The sequence below is a fragment of the Knoellia aerolata DSM 18566 genome (assembly GCF_000768695.1).
GTDB classification, from domain to species: Bacteria; Actinomycetota; Actinomycetes; order Actinomycetales; family Dermatophilaceae; genus Knoellia; species Knoellia aerolata.
In genome coordinates this window covers 1-16,188 of sequence record NZ_AVPL01000019.1, presented here as the reverse complement: position 1 = coordinate 16,188, position 16,188 = coordinate 1, and the positions used below count along the sequence as shown (strand labels likewise).

At 71.6% G+C, this 16,188-nt stretch carries 12 protein-coding genes and 1 tRNA gene; 9 read left to right on the top strand and 4 right to left on the bottom strand.

Annotation, left to right across the window (positions count from 1 at the left end; genetic code table 11):
• Positions 1 to 12: 12 nt before the first annotated feature.
• The 3 genes from N801_RS08975 to N801_RS08965 form a co-directional block, all read right to left on the bottom strand.
• Positions 13 to 3,951 (bottom strand): multifunctional oxoglutarate decarboxylase/oxoglutarate dehydrogenase thiamine pyrophosphate-binding subunit/dihydrolipoyllysine-residue succinyltransferase subunit, encoded by a 3,939-nt coding sequence (locus tag N801_RS08975; RefSeq protein WP_035936553.1) that lies wholly within the window; start codon positions 3,949 to 3,951, stop codon positions 13 to 15.
• A gap of 115 nt (positions 3,952 to 4,066) precedes the next feature.
• Positions 4,067 to 4,867 carry an ABC transporter permease subunit gene (locus N801_RS08970; protein ID WP_035936550.1) on the bottom strand — a complete coding sequence of 267 codons (801 nt, stop codon included), beginning with the start codon at positions 4,865 to 4,867 and terminating at the stop codon, positions 4,067 to 4,069.
• Positions 4,867 to 5,859, bottom strand: coding sequence for an ABC transporter ATP-binding protein (locus tag N801_RS08965; RefSeq protein WP_035936546.1), 993 nt, complete (start codon positions 5,857 to 5,859; stop codon positions 4,867 to 4,869). Before N801_RS08965 ends, N801_RS08970 begins: the two co-directional genes overlap by 1 nt.
• A gap of 120 nt (positions 5,860 to 5,979) precedes the next feature.
• Between N801_RS08965 and N801_RS08960 the strand changes: the two genes are divergently transcribed.
• Positions 5,980 to 7,329, top strand: a complete 1,350-nt coding sequence (locus tag N801_RS08960) for a hemolysin family protein (protein WP_035936543.1) — start codon at positions 5,980 to 5,982, stop codon at positions 7,327 to 7,329.
• On the top strand, positions 7,326 to 8,384 hold the full coding sequence (locus N801_RS08955) for a hemolysin family protein (protein WP_035936541.1): 1,059 nt from the start codon (positions 7,326 to 7,328) through the stop codon (positions 8,382 to 8,384). Before N801_RS08960 ends, N801_RS08955 begins: the two co-directional genes overlap by 4 nt.
• Positions 8,385 to 8,512: 128 nt before the next feature.
• On the opposite strand, the gene N801_RS08950 is transcribed toward N801_RS08955, so the two are convergent.
• Positions 8,513 to 8,584, bottom strand: a tRNA-Arg gene (locus tag N801_RS08950).
• A gap of 74 nt (positions 8,585 to 8,658) precedes the next feature.
• On the opposite strand from N801_RS08950, the gene N801_RS08945 reads away from it, so the two are divergent.
• The 7 genes from N801_RS08945 to N801_RS08915 all read left to right on the top strand — a co-directional run.
• Positions 8,659 to 9,093, top strand: coding sequence for a response regulator (locus tag N801_RS08945; RefSeq protein ID WP_052112790.1), 435 nt, complete (start codon positions 8,659 to 8,661; stop codon positions 9,091 to 9,093).
• Between the two features lie 9 nt (positions 9,094 to 9,102).
• Positions 9,103 to 10,749 carry an arginine--tRNA ligase gene (argS, locus tag N801_RS08940; RefSeq protein WP_035936538.1) on the top strand — a complete coding sequence of 549 codons (1,647 nt, stop codon included), beginning with the start codon at positions 9,103 to 9,105 and terminating at the stop codon, positions 10,747 to 10,749.
• A gap of 11 nt (positions 10,750 to 10,760) precedes the next feature.
• Positions 10,761 to 12,200, top strand: coding sequence for a diaminopimelate decarboxylase (gene lysA, locus N801_RS08935; protein WP_035936536.1), 1,440 nt, complete (start codon positions 10,761 to 10,763; stop codon positions 12,198 to 12,200).
• A 50-nt stretch (positions 12,201 to 12,250) separates the two neighbouring features.
• Positions 12,251 to 13,582, top strand: a complete 1,332-nt coding sequence (locus N801_RS08930) for a homoserine dehydrogenase (RefSeq protein WP_035936663.1) — start codon at positions 12,251 to 12,253, stop codon at positions 13,580 to 13,582.
• Position 13,583: 1 nt separating this feature from the next.
• The gene (gene thrC / locus N801_RS08925; RefSeq protein WP_035936533.1) at positions 13,584 to 14,672 is read left to right on the top strand and encodes a threonine synthase; all 1,089 of its coding nucleotides are present in this window, start codon (positions 13,584 to 13,586) and stop codon (positions 14,670 to 14,672) included.
• A gap of 41 nt (positions 14,673 to 14,713) precedes the next feature.
• Positions 14,714 to 15,616, top strand: a complete 903-nt coding sequence (gene thrB / locus N801_RS08920) for a homoserine kinase (RefSeq protein WP_342666914.1) — start codon at positions 14,714 to 14,716, stop codon at positions 15,614 to 15,616.
• A gap of 296 nt (positions 15,617 to 15,912) precedes the next feature.
• On the top strand, positions 15,913 to 16,188 hold a 276-nt coding region (locus N801_RS08915), incomplete at its 3' end, for a Rho termination factor N-terminal domain-containing protein (protein ID WP_245618322.1).

Sequence of the window (16,188 nt, the reverse complement as noted above, 5' to 3'; positions counted from 1 at the left end):
CGCCTTCCGCCGTCAGCGGGTGAAGGCCGCCGCGACGAGCTCGACCTGCTCGCCCTGGTGCTTCTTGGACGACCCGGTCGCCGGTGACGCCGACGCCTTGCGCGAGAGCACCCGCAGCGGGCGCTGGACGTCGTGCTCGGCGAGGGCCGCGGGGAGGTTGAGCGCGAGGAACGGCCAGGCGCCCTGGTTCTGCGGCTCGTCCTGGACGACGACGAGCTCGGCGTCGGGGTACTTGGCGAGCTCGTCGGCGATCTGCTTGCCGGGCAGCGGGTAGTACTGCTCCATCCGCAGGATCGCCGTCGACGTGTCGCCGCGCTTGGCCCGCTCGGCCTCGAGGTCGTGCACGACCTTGCCGGCGGCGAGGAGCACCCGGTCGACGGTGCCGCTCGTGGCGTCGTCGCGGTCGGGGAGGATCGGCCGGAAGGTGCCGGTCGTGAAGTCCTCGGGCATGCTCGCGGCCGCCTTGAGGCGCAGCATCGACTTCGGGGTGAAGACGATGAGGGGCCGTCGCGGGCGGGCGTAGGCCTGGCGGCGCAGCAGGTGGAAGTACGACGCCGGAGTCGACGGGTAGGCGACCGTCATGTTGTCCTCGGCGCACATCTGCAGGAAGCGCTCGATCCTCGCCGACGAGTGGTCCGGACCCTGCCCCTCGTAGCCGTGGGGGAGGAGCAGCACGACCGAGCTGCGCTGGCCCCACTTCTGCTCCGAGCTGCTGATGAACTCGTCGATGATCGTCTGGGCGCCGTTGAAGAAGTCGCCGAACTGCGCCTCCCACAGCACGAGCGCGTCGGGGCGTTCCACCGAGTAGCCGTACTCGAAGCCCATCGCCGCGAACTCCGACAGGAGGGAGTCGTAGACCCAGAACCGGCCCTGGCCCTCGCCGAGGTAGAGCAGCGGGGTCCACTCCAGCGCGGTCTTCTTGTCGATGAGGACAGCGTGGCGCTGCACGAAGGTGCCGCGTCGGCTGTCCTGGCCGGCGAGACGCACCGGGGTGCCCTCCTTGAGGAGGGAGCCGAAGGCGAGGAGCTCACCGGTCGCCCAGTCGATCCCGCCCTGGCTGACGCTGGCGACGCGCTTCTCGAGCATCTGCTGGAGCTTGGGGTGCACCGTGAATCCCTGCGGCGGGTTGGCGAACACCTCGCCGATCGCCTTGAGCTCCTCGGGGGAGATGGCGGTGTCGGAGGCCGAGCGGTCGGTGGCGTCCGCGGTCTGCGCGGTGGGCGGCTCGAGCCCGGTGTGGCCCTCGACGTCGGTGCCGGTGTAGTTGTCGTCGGCGGCCCGGGCAGCCTCCGCGTCGTTGGCCTTGAGGGCCTCCTTGGTCTCGACGAAGACCCGCTCGAGCTGCTGCTGGTAGTCGCGCAGCGCGGCTTCCGCGTCCTCGACGGTGATGTCGCCGCGCCCGATGAGGGACTCGGTGTAGAGCTTGCGGACGCTGCGCTTGGCCTCGATGAGGTGGTACATCAGCGGCTGGGTCATCGAGGGGTCGTCACCCTCGTTGTGACCGCGGCGGCGGTAGCAGACCATGTCGATGACGACGTCCTTGGTGAACTCCTGCCGGAAGTCGTAGGCGAGCTCCGCGACGCGCACGCACGCCTCGGGGTCGTCGCCGTTGACGTGGAAGATCGGCGCCTGGATCATCCGGGCCACGTCGGTGGAGTACGTCGAGGAGCGTGACGAGCTCGGGGAGGTCGTGAACCCGACCTGGTTGTTGATGACGACGTGGACGGTGCCGCCGGTGCGGTAGCCGCGCAGCTGCGAGAGGTTGAGCGTCTCGGCCACGACGCCCTGGCCGGCGAAGGCCGCGTCACCGTGGAGCAGGACCGGGAGGACGGTGAAGCCCTCGCCGGCGAGGTCGAGGCGGTCCTGCTTGGCGCGCACGATGCCCTCGAGCACCGGGTTGACCGCCTCGAGGTGCGACGGGTTGGCCGCGAGGTAGACCTTGGTGGTCGCGCCGCCCTCGGCGGTGAAGGTCCCCTCGGTGCCGAGGTGGTACTTGACGTCGCCGGAACCCTGGACCGAGCGCGGGTCCTGCTTGCCCTCGAACTCGCGGAAGATCTGGCCGTAGGACTTGCCCGCGATGTTGGCGAGCACGTTGAGGCGCCCCCGGTGCGGCATCCCGATGCAGACCTCGTCGAGGTCGTCCTCGGCTGCACGCGACAGCACGCGGTCGAGGAGGGCGATGACGGATTCGCCGCCCTCGAGGGAGAAGCGCTTCTGGCCGACGAACTTCGTCTGGAGGAAGGTCTCGAACGCCTCGGCGGCGTTGAGCTTGCGCAGGATCCGGAGCTGCTCCTCACGGGTCGTCTTGGCGTAGCCGACCTCGATCCGGGACTGGATCCACTCGCGCTGCTCGGGATCCTGGATGTGCATGTACTCGACACCGATGGTGCGGCAGTAGCTGTCCCGCAGGATGCCGAGGATCTTGCGCAGCTTGAGGAACGGCTCCCCGCCGAAGCCACCCGTGGCGAAGAAGCGGTCGAGGTCCCAGAGCGTGAGGCCGTGGCTCGTGACGTCGAGGTCCTGGTGGCTGCGCTGCTTGTACTCGAGCGGGTCGGTGTCGGCCATGAGGTGGCCGCGGACGCGGTAGGCGTGGATGAGCTCCTGCACGCGGGCGACCTTGTTGATGTCGTCGTCGTGCGAGGCGGAGATGTCCTGGACCCAGCGCACCGGCTCGTAGGGGATGCGCAGGCTCTCGAAGATCTCGTCGTAGAAGCCGTTCTCACCGAGGAGGAGCTGGTGGATGACGCGGAGGAACTCACCGGACTGGGCACCCTGGATGATCCGGTGGTCGTAGGTGCTCGTCAGCGTCATGGTCTTCGAGACGGCGTTGCGGTTGAGCGTCTCGTCGCTCGCGCCCTGCCACTCGGCGGGGTAGTCCATCGCGCCGACGGCGATGATCGTGCCCTGGCCGGCCATGAGCCGCGGCACGGAGTGCACGGTGCCGATCCCGCCCGGGTTGGTCAGCGAGATCGACGTGCCCTGGAAGTCCTCGACGGTGAGCTTGCCACCGCGCGCCTTCTTGACCATCTCCTCGTATGCCGTCCAGAAGTGCGCGAAGTCCATCGTCTCGGCTGCCTTGATGGACGGGACGAGCAGGCTGCGCGAGCCGTCCGGCTTCTCGAGGTCGATCGCGAGCCCGAAGTTGACGTGCGCCGGGGTCACGAGGACCGGCTTGCCCTTCTCGTCGGTGGCGTAGCCGTTGTTCATGGCCGGCATCGAGCCGAGTGCCTTGACGACGGCGAAGCCGATGAGGTGGGTGAAGCTCACCTTGCCGCCGCGCGAGCGGGCGAGGTGGTTGTTGATGACGATCCGGTTGTCGACGAGGAGCTTGGCCGGGATGGCGCGCACGCTCGTCGCGGTGGGCACCGTGAGCGAGGCCTCCATGTTGGTGACGACCCGGGCGCTGGCCCCGCGGATGGGGGTGCTCTCGGGCTGGTTGACCGCGCCCTCGGACTTGGGCGATCCCGCCTCGCGCGTCTTGGGCTCGCCCGACGCGGCAGTGGCGGGGGTTTCGGCCCTGGCCGCCGGCGCGGGCGTCTTGGCTGCGGAGGTGGCCGTCTTGGCGGTCGGCGCGGGCGTCCTGGCAGCGGGCTGGCTCTTCGGGGCGGGGGGCGTGGCCGGCGTCGACGTCGGCGCGTCAGCCCTCGCAGCCTTGGCCTTGGCCTGGGGAGTCGGGGACGCCGCTGCGCTCCGGGGCGGCGCCGGCCGGGCCGAGGCCGAGGTCGTGGGCTGCGTGCCGGACCCGGTCTCGGGTTCCGATCCCGACGCCGCAGGGGCGCCGTTGCCGCCGCCGGGGTGACCGGCCGCCGGGTCGTAGTCCGCGAAGAAGTCCCACCACGCCTTGTCGACCGAGTTCTTGTCGGTCTGGTACTGCTCGAACAGCTCGTCCACCAGCCACTCGTTGGGTCCGAATGCGGTCAGGGGGTCCTGGGATGCGGGCTGGTCAGGCACGGCGGATACGCCTCTTTCTGCGTGTCGACATCGACGTTCACGTGTCCGACCAGCCTAGCCCTCCGGGGTGGTCGCGCGAGCGTCGGCCCAGCCGGTCGCGTGGCGCGCGGAGGACCTAGGAGATGTCCTGCCGGACGGTCCGCCACGTCCCGAAGGCGCTGAGTGCCGCGGCGTACGCGGCGAGCACGAGCGCGCCGGCCCACCACGGGAGGTAGTCGACCTGCGAGCCGCCCTGCGTCACCCCGTTGACCATCGCGTTGGTGGCGTTGCTCGGGAAGTACGGCACGACGTCCTTCGCGGCGTCGACGTAGCTCAGGCCGAGTCCGAGGAGGGGCTCGACGATCCAGGCCACACCCACCCCGACGAGGATCGCCGCGACCTGGTTGGGGATGAGGATCCCCACGCCGAGCCCGATGAGGGCCCAGAGGCCCAGCGCCAGCAGGCTGAGGGCCAGGGTGCGCAGCACCTCGGTGGACGGGAACGGGTCGACGTCCCGGAGGGTCAGCACGATGGCGCCGACGGCGACCGACCCGAGGAGGCTGATCAGCCCGTAGACACCGCCGATGCCGAGGAGGGCCACGACCTTGGCCAGCATCGCCCGCACCCGCTTGGGTGTGGCGAGGAACGTCGCGGTGATGGTCTTGTGGCGGTACTCGGAGCCGATCTGCAGGATGCCCATCGTGAGGAGCAGGAGGTAGCCGACCCCCAGCCCTGCCGTGTAGACGGAGTTGACGACCTGCGTGGCGTCGCCCTCGAGCGCGGGACCCCCGCCGGGCCCCCCGGGCTGGTCCGACGTGAGAACCCAGCCGAAGAACCCGGCGAAGAGCGCACCGGCGACGAAGATGCCGATGGCCATGCCCCACCACAGGCGGGTCGTGAAGATCTTGCGGAACTCGGACCTGATGGCAGCGCCCATCACTCGTTCGCTCCTTCCTGGCCGGACACGGCATCTCTCTCGGTCGGTGGGGGCGGGGACGTGGCGCCGTCGCCGAGGTTGCGGTTGGTGCCCTCGGTGAGGTCGAAGAAGAGCTCCTCGAGATCGGCCTTGCGGTCGCGCAGCTCCCAGATCGGCAGCCCAGCGCGCAGGGCGACGTCACCGACGAGGCGCTTGTCCGTCGTCTCGACGACGAGCTCGCCGTCGTCGCCGGCTGCCGCCATGACGTCGGCCACCCGGAGGGCTCCGACGAGGCGGTCCGGGTCCGACGTGCGCACGATCGTCGACGGCGCTCCCCGCAGGTCGGACATCGCGCCGGAGCGCACGAGGCGGCCGTTGGCGATGATGACGACGTCGTCGACGGTCTGCTGGACCTCCTGGAGCTGGTGGCTCGACACGAGGATGGTCTTGCCCTGGCTGCTGAGGTGGCGCAGGAACCCCCGCAGCCACCGGATGCCCTCGGGGTCGAGACCGTTCGAGGGCTCGTCGAGGAGGAGGACGCGGGGGTCGCCGAGCAGGGCCGCGGCGAGGCCGAGACGCTGGCGCATGCCCATGGAGTACTCACCCGCGCGCTTGCGCGCAGCTGCCGGTATGCCGGTCAGCTCGAGCATCTCGTCCACGCGGCTGTCAGGGAGGCCACCGGCCGCGGCGAGCACCCGGAGGTGGTCGCGCCCGCTGCGCCCGGGGTGGAAGTTCGTCGACTCGAGTGCGGAGCCCACGGTCGCCGAGGGGTTCTCGAGGTCGCGGTAGTCGCGCCCGTCGATCGTCGCCGTACCCGAGGTCGGGCGGACGAGCCCGAGCAGCATCCGCAGCGTCGTCGTCTTGCCGGCACCGTTCGGGCCGAGGAAGCCGGTGATGCGCCCCGGCTCGACCTCGAAGCTCAGGTGGTCGACGGCGGTGAAGCTGCCGAAGGTCTTGGTGAGGTCGCGCACCTCGATCCGCGCGCCGTCGGTCCTCTGTGCTGTCGTGGTCATCGTGGACCGCCCCCGTGGTCGTGTGTTGCCATGCCTGCAGTGTTGCAGGCCGGGGCGGCGGTGGGGTCGACGCAGGGGTGGACCGGCCCGCTCACGCGCGGTCCATAGGATGGCTCCACTATGACCGAGTGGTTACTCGTCCTCGCCGGCATCGCGCTGACGCTGGGGACCGCCGTGTTCGTCGCCGCCGAGTTCGCGCTCGTGGCCCTCGACCGCCTTTCGGTCGAGAAGAGCGTCGAGCGTGGTGACGCCCGCGCGCGGAGCGTGCTCGCCTCGCTGCGGAGCCTGTCCACCCAGCTCTCGGCGTCGCAGGTCGGGATCACCCTCACCACCCTCGTGCTGGGGTTCCTCGCCAACCCCTCGATCGGCGCCCTCCTCCGCGGGCCGCTGGAGTCGGCGGGCCTCGCCGAGTCGGCCGCCTCGCGCGTGTCCGGCGTGCTCGCGATGGTGATCGCCACCGTCTTCTCGATGATCGTCGGCGAGATGGTCCCCAAGACCCTGGCGATCTCGACCCCGCTGAGCACCGCCAAGGTCGTCGCGTCCCCGGTGCGCTGGTTCGCGATCGCGCTCAAGCCGTTGCTCTTCTTCCTCAACGGCACCGCCAACTCCGCGCTGCGTGCGCTCGGGGTCGAGCCGCAGGAGGAGCTCTCGGCCGCGCGCAGCCCGGCCGAGCTGGCCTCGCTCGTCCGGACGTCGGCCGAGGCCGGCACCCTCGACCTGCGCACGGCCCGCCTCGTCACGGCCTCGCTGGGCTTCGGCTCGCAGACGGCCGCCGACGTCATGACCCCGCGCTCGCGGGCCACCGCCATCGACCGCTCCGCCTCCGCCCGCGAGTGCGTCGAGCTCGCCCGCCGGACGGGTCACTCTCGTTTCCCGGTGATCGACGACGACTGGGACGACGTCGACGGCGTCGTCCACGTCAAGAAGGCGATCGCCGTGCCCCACGACCGCCGCGTCGACGTGCCGGTGTCCGCGCTGATGACCCCGCCGCTCGTCGTGCCCGAGACGATCCGCCTCGACCCCCTGCTCATCCAGCTGCGCGACAGCGGCCAGCAGTTCGCCATCGTCGTCGACGAGTACGGCGGCACCTCCGGCGTCGTGACCCTCGAGGACCTCGTCGAGGAGATCGTGGGTGAGGTCTCCGACGAGCACGACCGGAGCCAGACCACCGGCCGGCAGATGTCCGACGGGTCGTGGACCGTGCCGGGCCTCTGGCGACCCGACGAGATCCTGCGGCGCACCGGGATCGCGATCCCGGAGGGGGCGGCCTACGAGACCGTCGCCGGGTTCGTCATGTCCGAGCTGGGCCGGGTCCCGGAGGTCGGCGACGTCGTCGAGGCGGACGGGTGGCGGATCACGGTGATCGACATGGAGGCCCGCCGGGTCGACCGGCTGCGCCTCACCCCCGTCGACCCGGACACCCGGGACCACCCGAGAACGCGCGACGACGACGAGGGGGCCCCGGCATGAGTCTCGGGACCGTCCTCATCACCGTCGTGCTGCTCCTCGCCAACGCGTTCTTCGTCGGGGCCGAGTTCGCCGCCATGTCCGCGCGCCGCAGCCAGCTCGAACCCCTCGCGGAGCAGGGCAGCCGCGGCGCCCGTGCCGCCCTGGACGCCCTCTCGCGCACCGGCATCCTGCTCGCGACCGCACAGCTCGGGATCACCGTCTGCTCGGTTCTCCTCGGCGCCATCTCCGAGGCGGCGCTGCACCACGCGCTCGTCGGTCCCGTCGAGGCGGTCGGCGCACCGGAGGAGGTCGCGGACGTCGTCGCCCTCGCGCTCGCCCTGCTCATCGTCGTGTTCCTCCACGTCGTCGTCGGCGAGATGATCCCCAAGAACCTCTCCATCGCGACGCCCGAGCGCGCCGCGATCGCCCTCGTTCCCGCGCTCGTCATGGTGTCCAGGGTGGTCAAGCCGGTCATCAATGCGATGGACTGGATCTCCAAGCGCATCGTGCGGGCCCTGGGGGTCGAGCCGCGCGACGAGCTCGCCTCCGCCTTCACCGCGGAGGAGGTCGCCCAGATCGTCTCGGAGTCGCACAAGGAGGGTCTCGTCGAGCCCGAGCAGTACGGCCTGCTCGGCGCTGCCCTCGAGTTCAGCGACAAGGACGCCGGCGACGTCGGTGTGCCGCTCGACCGCGTGGTCTCCGTCGGCACGGGGACCACGCCGGACGAGATCGAGCGGCTCGTCGCGCGGCACGGGTTCTCCCGCTACCCGGTCGTCGACGGGGCCGGAACGCTGTCCGGCTACCTCCACCTCAAGGACGTCCTCTTCGCCGACGAGCAGGAGCGGCTCCAGCCGGTGCCCGCCAAGCGGGTCCGCCGCATGGCCAACGTCCGCCGTGACGACGAGGTCGAGTCGGTGCTGGCGACGATGCAGCGCACCGGCTCACACCTGGCTCGGGTCGTCGGCGACGACGGTGCGGTGCTCGGTGTCGTCTTCCTCGAGGACGTCATCGAGGAGCTCGTCGGCGAGGTGACGGACTCCTCGCACGGCGACCGCTGGACGCGCCGCCGTGTCTGAGCCCGGCTGAGCCCCTCGTGGTCGGGTCCGGGTCGGCGCTCTCACGTCCTTCGAGCGCGGTTGCTTCCGCCGTGGGCCAAGACGAATGGCCCGGACGCCGCTTCGCGCTGTCCAGGCCATTCGTCGGGTGCCCCCGGCAGGATTCGAACCTGCGCCCCCGCCTCCGGAGGGCGGTGCTCTATCCCCTGAGCTACGGGGGCTCGGACCGTGCTGTCTCCAGCGGGTCCGGGCCTTGTTGGGCTGCCACGGAGGGTAGCAGCCTAGAGTTGCCCCCATGGAATCAGGGGAGGCTGCGTCGACGGTCTCCGACCGTCCCCTGGTCCTCGTGTGCGACGACATCGACTCGATCCGGGAGATCATCCGGATCAACCTCGAGCTCGAGGGTTTCGACGTCCTCCTCGCGGCCGACGGCCACGAGGCCATGAGCCACCTCATCGACCCCTCGTCCCGCACCCCCGACGTCATCGTCCTCGACGCCCAGACCCCCCGCCGGGACGGCTGGTGGGCGATCGCCGCGATCCGGTCTCACCCCCGCCTGGCGCACGTGCCGAGCGTGCTCGTCACGGCATCCACGACCGCCCACGACCGCAGCGAGGCCGCTCTCGCCGGGTTCGACGCGTTCGTCGCCAAGCCCTTCGACCCGGTCGAGCTGGTCGACGTCGTCTCACGGCTCGCGGTCAACGGCAGGCCCCACGAGAGCGACCAATAGACTCCACGGGTGACTCCCGAAGAACTGTCCTCCGCGATCAGGGCTGCCCTGGTCGAGGCCGCCGCCGCCGGAGATCTCAGCGCCCCCGTGCCGGACGACGTGCGCGTGGAGCGGCCCCGCAACCGCGACCACGGCGACTGGTCCACGAACATCGCGCTCCAGCTCGCCAAGCCGGCCGGGGTGCCGCCGCGCGACCTCGCGACCACCCTCGTCGCACGTCTGCTCGACGTGGCCGGGATCTCCGCGGTAGACGTCGCCGGACCGGGGTTCCTCAACATCACGCTCGACACGGCGAGCGCGGGCGAGCTGGCGCGGAGCATCGTCGACGCGGGGCCGGCATACGGTCGCAACGACGCCGAGGCGGGCCACACGATCAACCTCGAGTTCATCTCCGCCAACCCCACCGGTCCGCTGCACATCGGCCACACCCGGTGGGCGGCCCTCGGCGACGCGATGCGGCGGCTGCTCGTCGCGTCCGGCGCGGACGTCACCGCCGAGTACTACATCAACGACGCCGGCACCCAGATGGACGTCTTCGGCGCCAGCGTCCTCGCCCGAGCCAAGGGTGAACCCACGCCCGAGGGCGGCTACCCCGGTGCCTACGTCGACGACCTCGCCGCCGCGGCGCTCGAGCAGCGGCCCGACCTCCTGGACCTGCCCGAGGCGGACGCGCTCGTGCTGGCACGCCGGATCGGCTACGAGGCGCAGCTCGCCGAGATCCGGGCCACGCTCGAGAGCTTCGGCGTCCACTTCGACGTCTGGTTCTCCGAGGCGACGCTTCACGACGGCGGCGCGGTCGAGAAGAGCGTGGACCGGCTGCGCGAGCAGGGGCACGTCTTCGACGAGGGCGGCGCGGTGTGGCTGCGCACGACCGACTTCGGCGACGACAAGGACCGGGTGCTCATCCGGGCCAACGGCGAGCCCACCTACTTCGCCGCCGACGCCGCCTACTACCTCAGCAAGAAGGACCGGGGCTTCGACGAGAAGATCTACCTCCTGGGCGCGGACCACCACGGGTACATCAACCGGCTCAAGGCCATCGCCGCAGCGGCGGGCGACGACCCGGAGCACAACATCGAGGTCCGGATCGGGCAGCTCGTCAACCTCGGGGGGGCCAAGCTGTCCAAGCGCGCCGGCAACATCGTCGAGCTCGCCGACGTCATCCGCTGGATCGGCAGCGACGCCATCCGCTACAGCCTCGCCCGCTACCCCGCGGACAGCCCGCTGAGCCTCGAGGGCGAGGAGCTGCGCAAGCAGACCAACGACAACCCCGTCTTCTACGTCCAGTACGCCCACGCCCGCACCGCCAACGTCTCGCGTCTCGCGGCTGAGGACGGCGTCAGCGCCGAGGACGGCTTCGACCCGTCGCTGCTCGCGGACCCGACGGAGGCGACCCTGCTCGCCACTCTCGGCGACTTCCCGCGGGTCGTGGCCCACGCGGCGCAGCTGCGCGAGCCGCACCGGGTCGCGCGCTACCTCGAGGACCTGGCCGGCCGCTACCACAAGTGGTACGACACCTGCCGGGTCCGGCCGATGAACGCCGAGGAGGAGGTCACCGACCTCCACCGCACGCGGCTGCGGCTCAACGACGCCACCCGGCAGGTGCTCGCCAACGGTCTCGACCTGCTCGGCGTCAGCGCGCCCGAGCGCATGTGAGGGACTGACCGATGCGTTCGCACGAGGCCGGCGCCCTCCACGCGGAGGGGTATGGCGGCCCGCCGCTCTACCTCCCGCACCCCGACGACGTCATGGCCCTGCTGCCGCAGCTGTGGCCGGAGACGGTGCGGCGCGACGCCGAGGGGCGCCTCACGGTGGCGGGCGTCGACGTGGTGAGCCTCGCGCGCGAGTACGGCACGGCGGCATACGTCCTCGACGAGCAGGACTTCCGGTCGCGGGCCCGCGCCTTCCGTGACGGCTTCGCGGACGCCTTCGCGCAGGTGTGCGGGGGAGCCGACGTCTACTACGCCGGCAAGGCCTTCCTGTGCACGTCGGTCGCGAGGTGGGTCGCCGAGGAGGGACTCTCGCTCGACGTCTGCAGTGGCGGAGAGCTCGCGGTCGCCCGCCGGGCCGGCTTCCCGCCGGAGCGGATCGGCTTCCACGGCAACAACAAGTCGGTCGAGGAGATCCGGGCGGCCCTCGAGTACGGCGTCGGGCGGATCGTCCTCGACTCCTTCACCGAGATCGAGCGCGTGGCGGACGTCGCCACCTCGCTCGGGGTCGTCGCGCCGGTCATGATCCGGGTGACCGTCGGTGTCGAGGCGCACACGCACGAGTTCATCGCGACCGGCCACGAGGACCAGAAGTTCGGCTTCAGCCTCTCCGAGGGGCAGGCCCTCGAGGCGGCTCGCACGGTCCTCGCCCACGACCGCCTCGACCTGCGCGGGCTGCACTCGCACATCGGCAGCCAGATCTTCGACACCGGGGGCTTCGAGCTCAGCGCCCGCCGGCTCGTGGGGCTGCACCGGCAGGTCGCGACCGAGCTCGGGCACCACAGCCCCGAGATCGACCTGGGCGGCGGCTTCGGGATGGCCTACACCTCGCAGCACACGCCGCTCCCGCCGGAGCACCTCGCCGCGCAGCTCGCCGACATCGTCCGGCACGAGTTCGCAGCCCTCGGCGACGAGGCCCTCACGCGGGTCCCGCGGGTGTCCGTCGAGCCGGGCCGGGCGATCGTGGGCCCCTCGACGTTCACCCTCTACGAGGTGGGCACGGTCAAGGAGGTGCAGCTGGGCGACCTCCACTCGCGGGCCTACGTCTCCGTCGACGGCGGGATGAGCGACAACGTGCGACCGGCCCTCTACGAGGCCGACTACTCCTGCACGCTCGCGAGCCGCAGCTCGGACGCCGCCCCGATGCTCGCCCGCGTCGTCGGCAAGCACTGCGAGAGCGGGGACATCGTCGTCCAGGACGAGTGGCTGCCTGCGGACACCCGCCCCGGCGACCTCATCGCCGTGCCCGGCACGGGGGCCTACTGCCGCGCCCTGTCCAGCCAGTACAACCACACCCCGCGGCCGCCGGTGCTCGCCGTCCGAGACGGCGCGGCACGCGTCCTCGTCCGCCGTGAGACCATCGACGACCTGCTCGCCCTCGACGTCGGGAGCAGCTGATGTCGCAGCACCGTGATGACCAGCCCGTGACGCCCGAGGAGGAGAGCGAGATGGCCGTGCCCGTCCGACCCGCGGAGCCCGCCCTCAAGGTCGCCCTGCTGGGCTGTGGCGTCGTGGGCTCCGCCGTCGCGACGATGCTCGTCACGAACGCCGACGACCTCGCTGCCCGTGTCGGTGCCCGCCTCGACCTCATCGGCATCGCCGTGCGCCGCCCCGAGCGGGCGCGTCCCGACGTCCCGGTCGACCCGTCCCTGTTCACCGCCGACGCCGACACCCTCGTGCGCAGCGCCGACGTGGTCATCGAGGTCATCGGGGGCATCGACCCCGCGCGTGGGCTCATCCTCACCGCGATGAAGCACGGGGCGTCGGTGGTCACCGCCAACAAGGCGCTTCTCGGCGAGGACGGGCCGACGCTGTACGCCGCGGCCGCCGACGCCGGTGTCGACCTCTACTACGAGGCCGCCGTCGCCGGTGCGATCCCGATCGTGCGGCCCATGCGTGAGTCGCTCGTCGGCGACGACGTCCAGCGCGTCCTCGGCATCGTCAACGGCACGACCAACTTCGTCCTCGACAAGATGGACAGCTCGGGCGCCGGGTTCGCCGAGACCGTCGAGCAGGCGCAGGCTCTGGGGTACGCCGAGGCCGACCCGACCGCCGACGTCGAGGGCTTCGACGCCGCCGCCAAGGCCGCCATCCTCGCGTCGCTCGCCTTCCACACCCGGGTGTCCAGTGCCCAGGTGCACCGCGAGGGCATCACCGAGGTGACGGCCGCAGACGTCCAGGCCGCCCGCGAGATGGACGCCGTCGTCAAGCTGCTCGCGATCTGCGAGCTCCTGCGCGACGAGTCCGGGGTCCCGAGCGGTGTGAGCGTGCGGGTCCACCCGGCGATGATCAAGCGTTCGCACCCGCTCGCGTCGGTGCATGACGCCTACAACGCCGTCTTCGTCGAGGCGCGCGCCGCCGGCGAGCTGATGTTCTACGGCAGGGGTGCCGGCGGTGACCCCACGTCGTCGGCGGTGCTCGGCGACGTCGTGGCGGTCGCCCGCCACCGCCTCGCGGGTGGTCACGGCCCGGTGGAGTCCGCCTACGCCGACCTCCCCGTCGTCGCGATGGGTGAGGCGATGACGAGGTACCACATCAGCCTCGCCGTGGCCGACCGCCCGGGCGTGCTCGCCTCGGTCGCGTCCGTCTTCGCCGACCACGGGGTCTCCATCGAGACGGTGCGCCAGCGCGTCCTCGGTGACGGCGAGAGCTCGCGCGCCGAGCTCGTCGTCGTCACCCACCGCGCACCCGACGCGTCGCTCTCCGCGACGGTTGCCGCACTCACGGGTCTGGACACGGTCGACAAGGTCGTCTCGTGGATGCGCGTGGAAGGAGCCTGACGTGGCACACCTGTGGCGCGGAGTCATCCGTGAGTATGCCGACCGCCTGCCGATGCTGTCCGGCTCACCGGTCGTGACCCTGCAGGAGGGGGGGACGCCGCTCATCCCGGCCGAGCACCTCTCCGGGCTGGTCGGCGCCAACGTCCTCGTCAAGTACGAGGGTCTCAACCCGACCGGCTCGTTCAAGGACCGCGGGATGACGACCGCCATCTCCTTCGCCAAGGGGCGCGGCGCGAAGGCGGTCATCTGCGCGAGCACCGGCAACACGAGCGCGTCGGCGGCGGCATACGCCACGAAGGCCGGCATGACCTGCGCGGTCCTCGTCCCCGAGGGCAAGATCGCGATGGGCAAGCTCAGCCAGGCGATCGCGCACGGCGCGACGCTCATCCAGGTCGACGGCAACTTCGACATCTGCCTCACCGTCGCGCGCAAGCTCGCGGAGATCCATCCGGTCGAGCTCGTCAACTCGGTCAACCCCGCACGCATCGAGGGACAGAAGACCGCCGCGTTCGAGATCGTCGACGCCCTCGGCGACGCGCCCGACATCCACGTGCTCCCGGTCGGCAACGCCGGAAACATCACGGCCTACTGGCGGGGCTACACCGAGTACGCCACAGACGCCGAGGGCCTGCCGGCCGTCGCGACCCGGACCCCGCAGATGTGGGGCTTCCAGGCCGCCGGTGCGGCGCCCATCGTCCTCGGCCACCCCGTCGACGACCCCGAGACGATCGCCACGGCGATCCGCATCGGGAACCCGGCGTCGTGGCGCCAGGCCGAGGAGGCTCGCGACCAGTCGGGTGGCCGCATCGAGTCGGTCACCGACGAGCAGATCCTCGCGGCGCACCGGCTCCTGTCCTCGACCGAGGGCATCTTCGTCGAGCCCGGGTCCGCGGCGAGCATCGCCGGCCTGATGCAGGCGAGCGAGCGCGGCCAGGTCCCGCCCGGCGCGACGATCGTCTGCACCGTCACCGGACACGGCCTCAAGGACCCGCAGTGGGCCCTGCGCACCGCGGACGGCTCGGAGATCGAGCCGGTCAAGGTGGCCGCCGAGGCCCAGGCCGTCGCCGAGGTCCTCGGCTTCGAGGGCTGACCGTGGGGGAGTGGCAGCCGGGCGCCGGGGTGACCGTGCGAGTGCCGGCCAGCAGCGCCAACCTCGGGCCGGGCTTCGACTCCGTCGGGGTCGCGCTGGGACTCTGGGACCGTTGTCGCGCAACGGTGCTGGCGGATCACGCTCTCGAGATCACCGTCTCCGGAGAGGGCGCTGGCTCGGTCCCCACCGACGCGACGCACCTCGTCCACCGCAGTCTCGTCCACGCCTTCGAGGAGCTGGGCGAGAAGCCGCCGTCCGGACTCCGGCTCGAGTGCGACAACGAGGTCCCGCACGGGCGCGGTCTCGGGTCGTCCGCGACGGCCATCGTCACGGGCGTCGCCCTCGCGCACGCCCTGCGCGCCCTGCGTGACGGCCGACCGGTCGAGGGCTTGGACCTCACCCCGGTCAACGACCTCGCGGCGCGGCTCGAGGGCCACCCCGACAACTCGTCCGCCAGCGTCTACGGCGGGGTCACCCTCTCGTGGTCCGACGACCCGGAGCGCGGGACGACCACGCTGCGGCTGGCCCCGCACCCGGACGTGGTCCCCGTCGTGTTCACCCCGGAGGTCCAGCTCTCGACCGCGACCGCGCGGGCCGTGCTGCCGGCCCAGGTCCGGCTGTCGGATGCGGCGGCCAACTCCGCCCGGGCGGCGCTCCTCGTCCACGCGGTCACCCGGGCGCCGGAGCACCTGCTCGACGGCACTCGCGAGTGGCTGCACCAGGAGCCACGGCGCGCGTCGTACCCCGCGTCGATGGCGCTCGTCGACGAGCTCCGCGCGGCCGGCCACGCGGCCGTCATCTCCGGAGCAGGACCCTCCGTCCTCGTCCTGTCGACCCGGGGAACGGCGGACGAGGTGACCACGGCCGGCGGTGCGGCGTGGCGGGTGCGACGGCCCGGCATACCGGGTCGTGGGGTCGAGTTCGCGGTGTCGGAAACGCCGTGACACGGCGGGTCGTGACCCGGCATCCCTGCAGGTGAACCGACACGAACGTCCCGCCGCGCGTCCCGCGCAGCGCCCCGGGACAGGTGTTACCCTGATGCTGCGGTCGAAGTTGATGGCGGGGGCGCCTTCTGCCCCCGATGCCTACCGCGACATGCATCCACCACATTGGGCCGGTCGATCGGTGCAGCCTCACGCTGACCTCGGCACCCGTGGATCAATCCGTCAGGTCTTCTGACACCCATTTTCGGCCCCGTCCCGAGCGGGCGCGGGCCCACTGACGAGGGGAAGGATCCTTCGTGACAGACACCACCACCCTTGACTCATCCTCGGCATCCGGGCAGAGCCCGCGCCGATCGGGTTCGTTGACGGCCATGCGCCTCGCCGAGCTCCAGGGGCTCGCGTCGAGCATGGGCATCTCCGGCACCGCCAAGATGCGCAAGGGCGACCTCGTCGCCGCCATCAAGTCCCGCCAGAACGGCGACAGCGGCCCCGTCGCCACCGAGCCCGCACCGGCGCAGCGCCCGCCGCGCCAGCGCCGGGCCGCGTCGTCGAGCCAGGGGGCCCCGCAGGTC

Excerpts from the sequence above, each read along its gene's own strand:
- N801_RS08970 (WP_035936550.1), bottom strand. The coding sequence starts at position 4,867 with ATGGGCGCTGCCATCAGGTCCGAGTTCCGCAAGATCTTCACGACCCGC.
- N801_RS08965 (WP_035936546.1), bottom strand. The coding sequence starts at position 5,859 with ATGACCACGACAGCACAGAGGACCGACGGCGCGCGGATCGAGGTGCGC.
- N801_RS08960 (WP_035936543.1), top strand. The coding sequence starts at position 5,980 with ATGACCGAGTGGTTACTCGTCCTCGCCGGCATCGCGCTGACGCTGGGG.
- N801_RS08955 (WP_035936541.1), top strand. The coding sequence starts at position 7,326 with ATGAGTCTCGGGACCGTCCTCATCACCGTCGTGCTGCTCCTCGCCAAC.
- N801_RS08945 (WP_052112790.1), top strand. The coding sequence starts at position 8,659 with ATGGAATCAGGGGAGGCTGCGTCGACGGTCTCCGACCGTCCCCTGGTC.
- lysA (WP_035936536.1), top strand. The coding sequence starts at position 10,761 with ATGCGTTCGCACGAGGCCGGCGCCCTCCACGCGGAGGGGTATGGCGGC.
- N801_RS08930 (WP_035936663.1), top strand. The coding sequence starts at position 12,251 with ATGGCCGTGCCCGTCCGACCCGCGGAGCCCGCCCTCAAGGTCGCCCTG.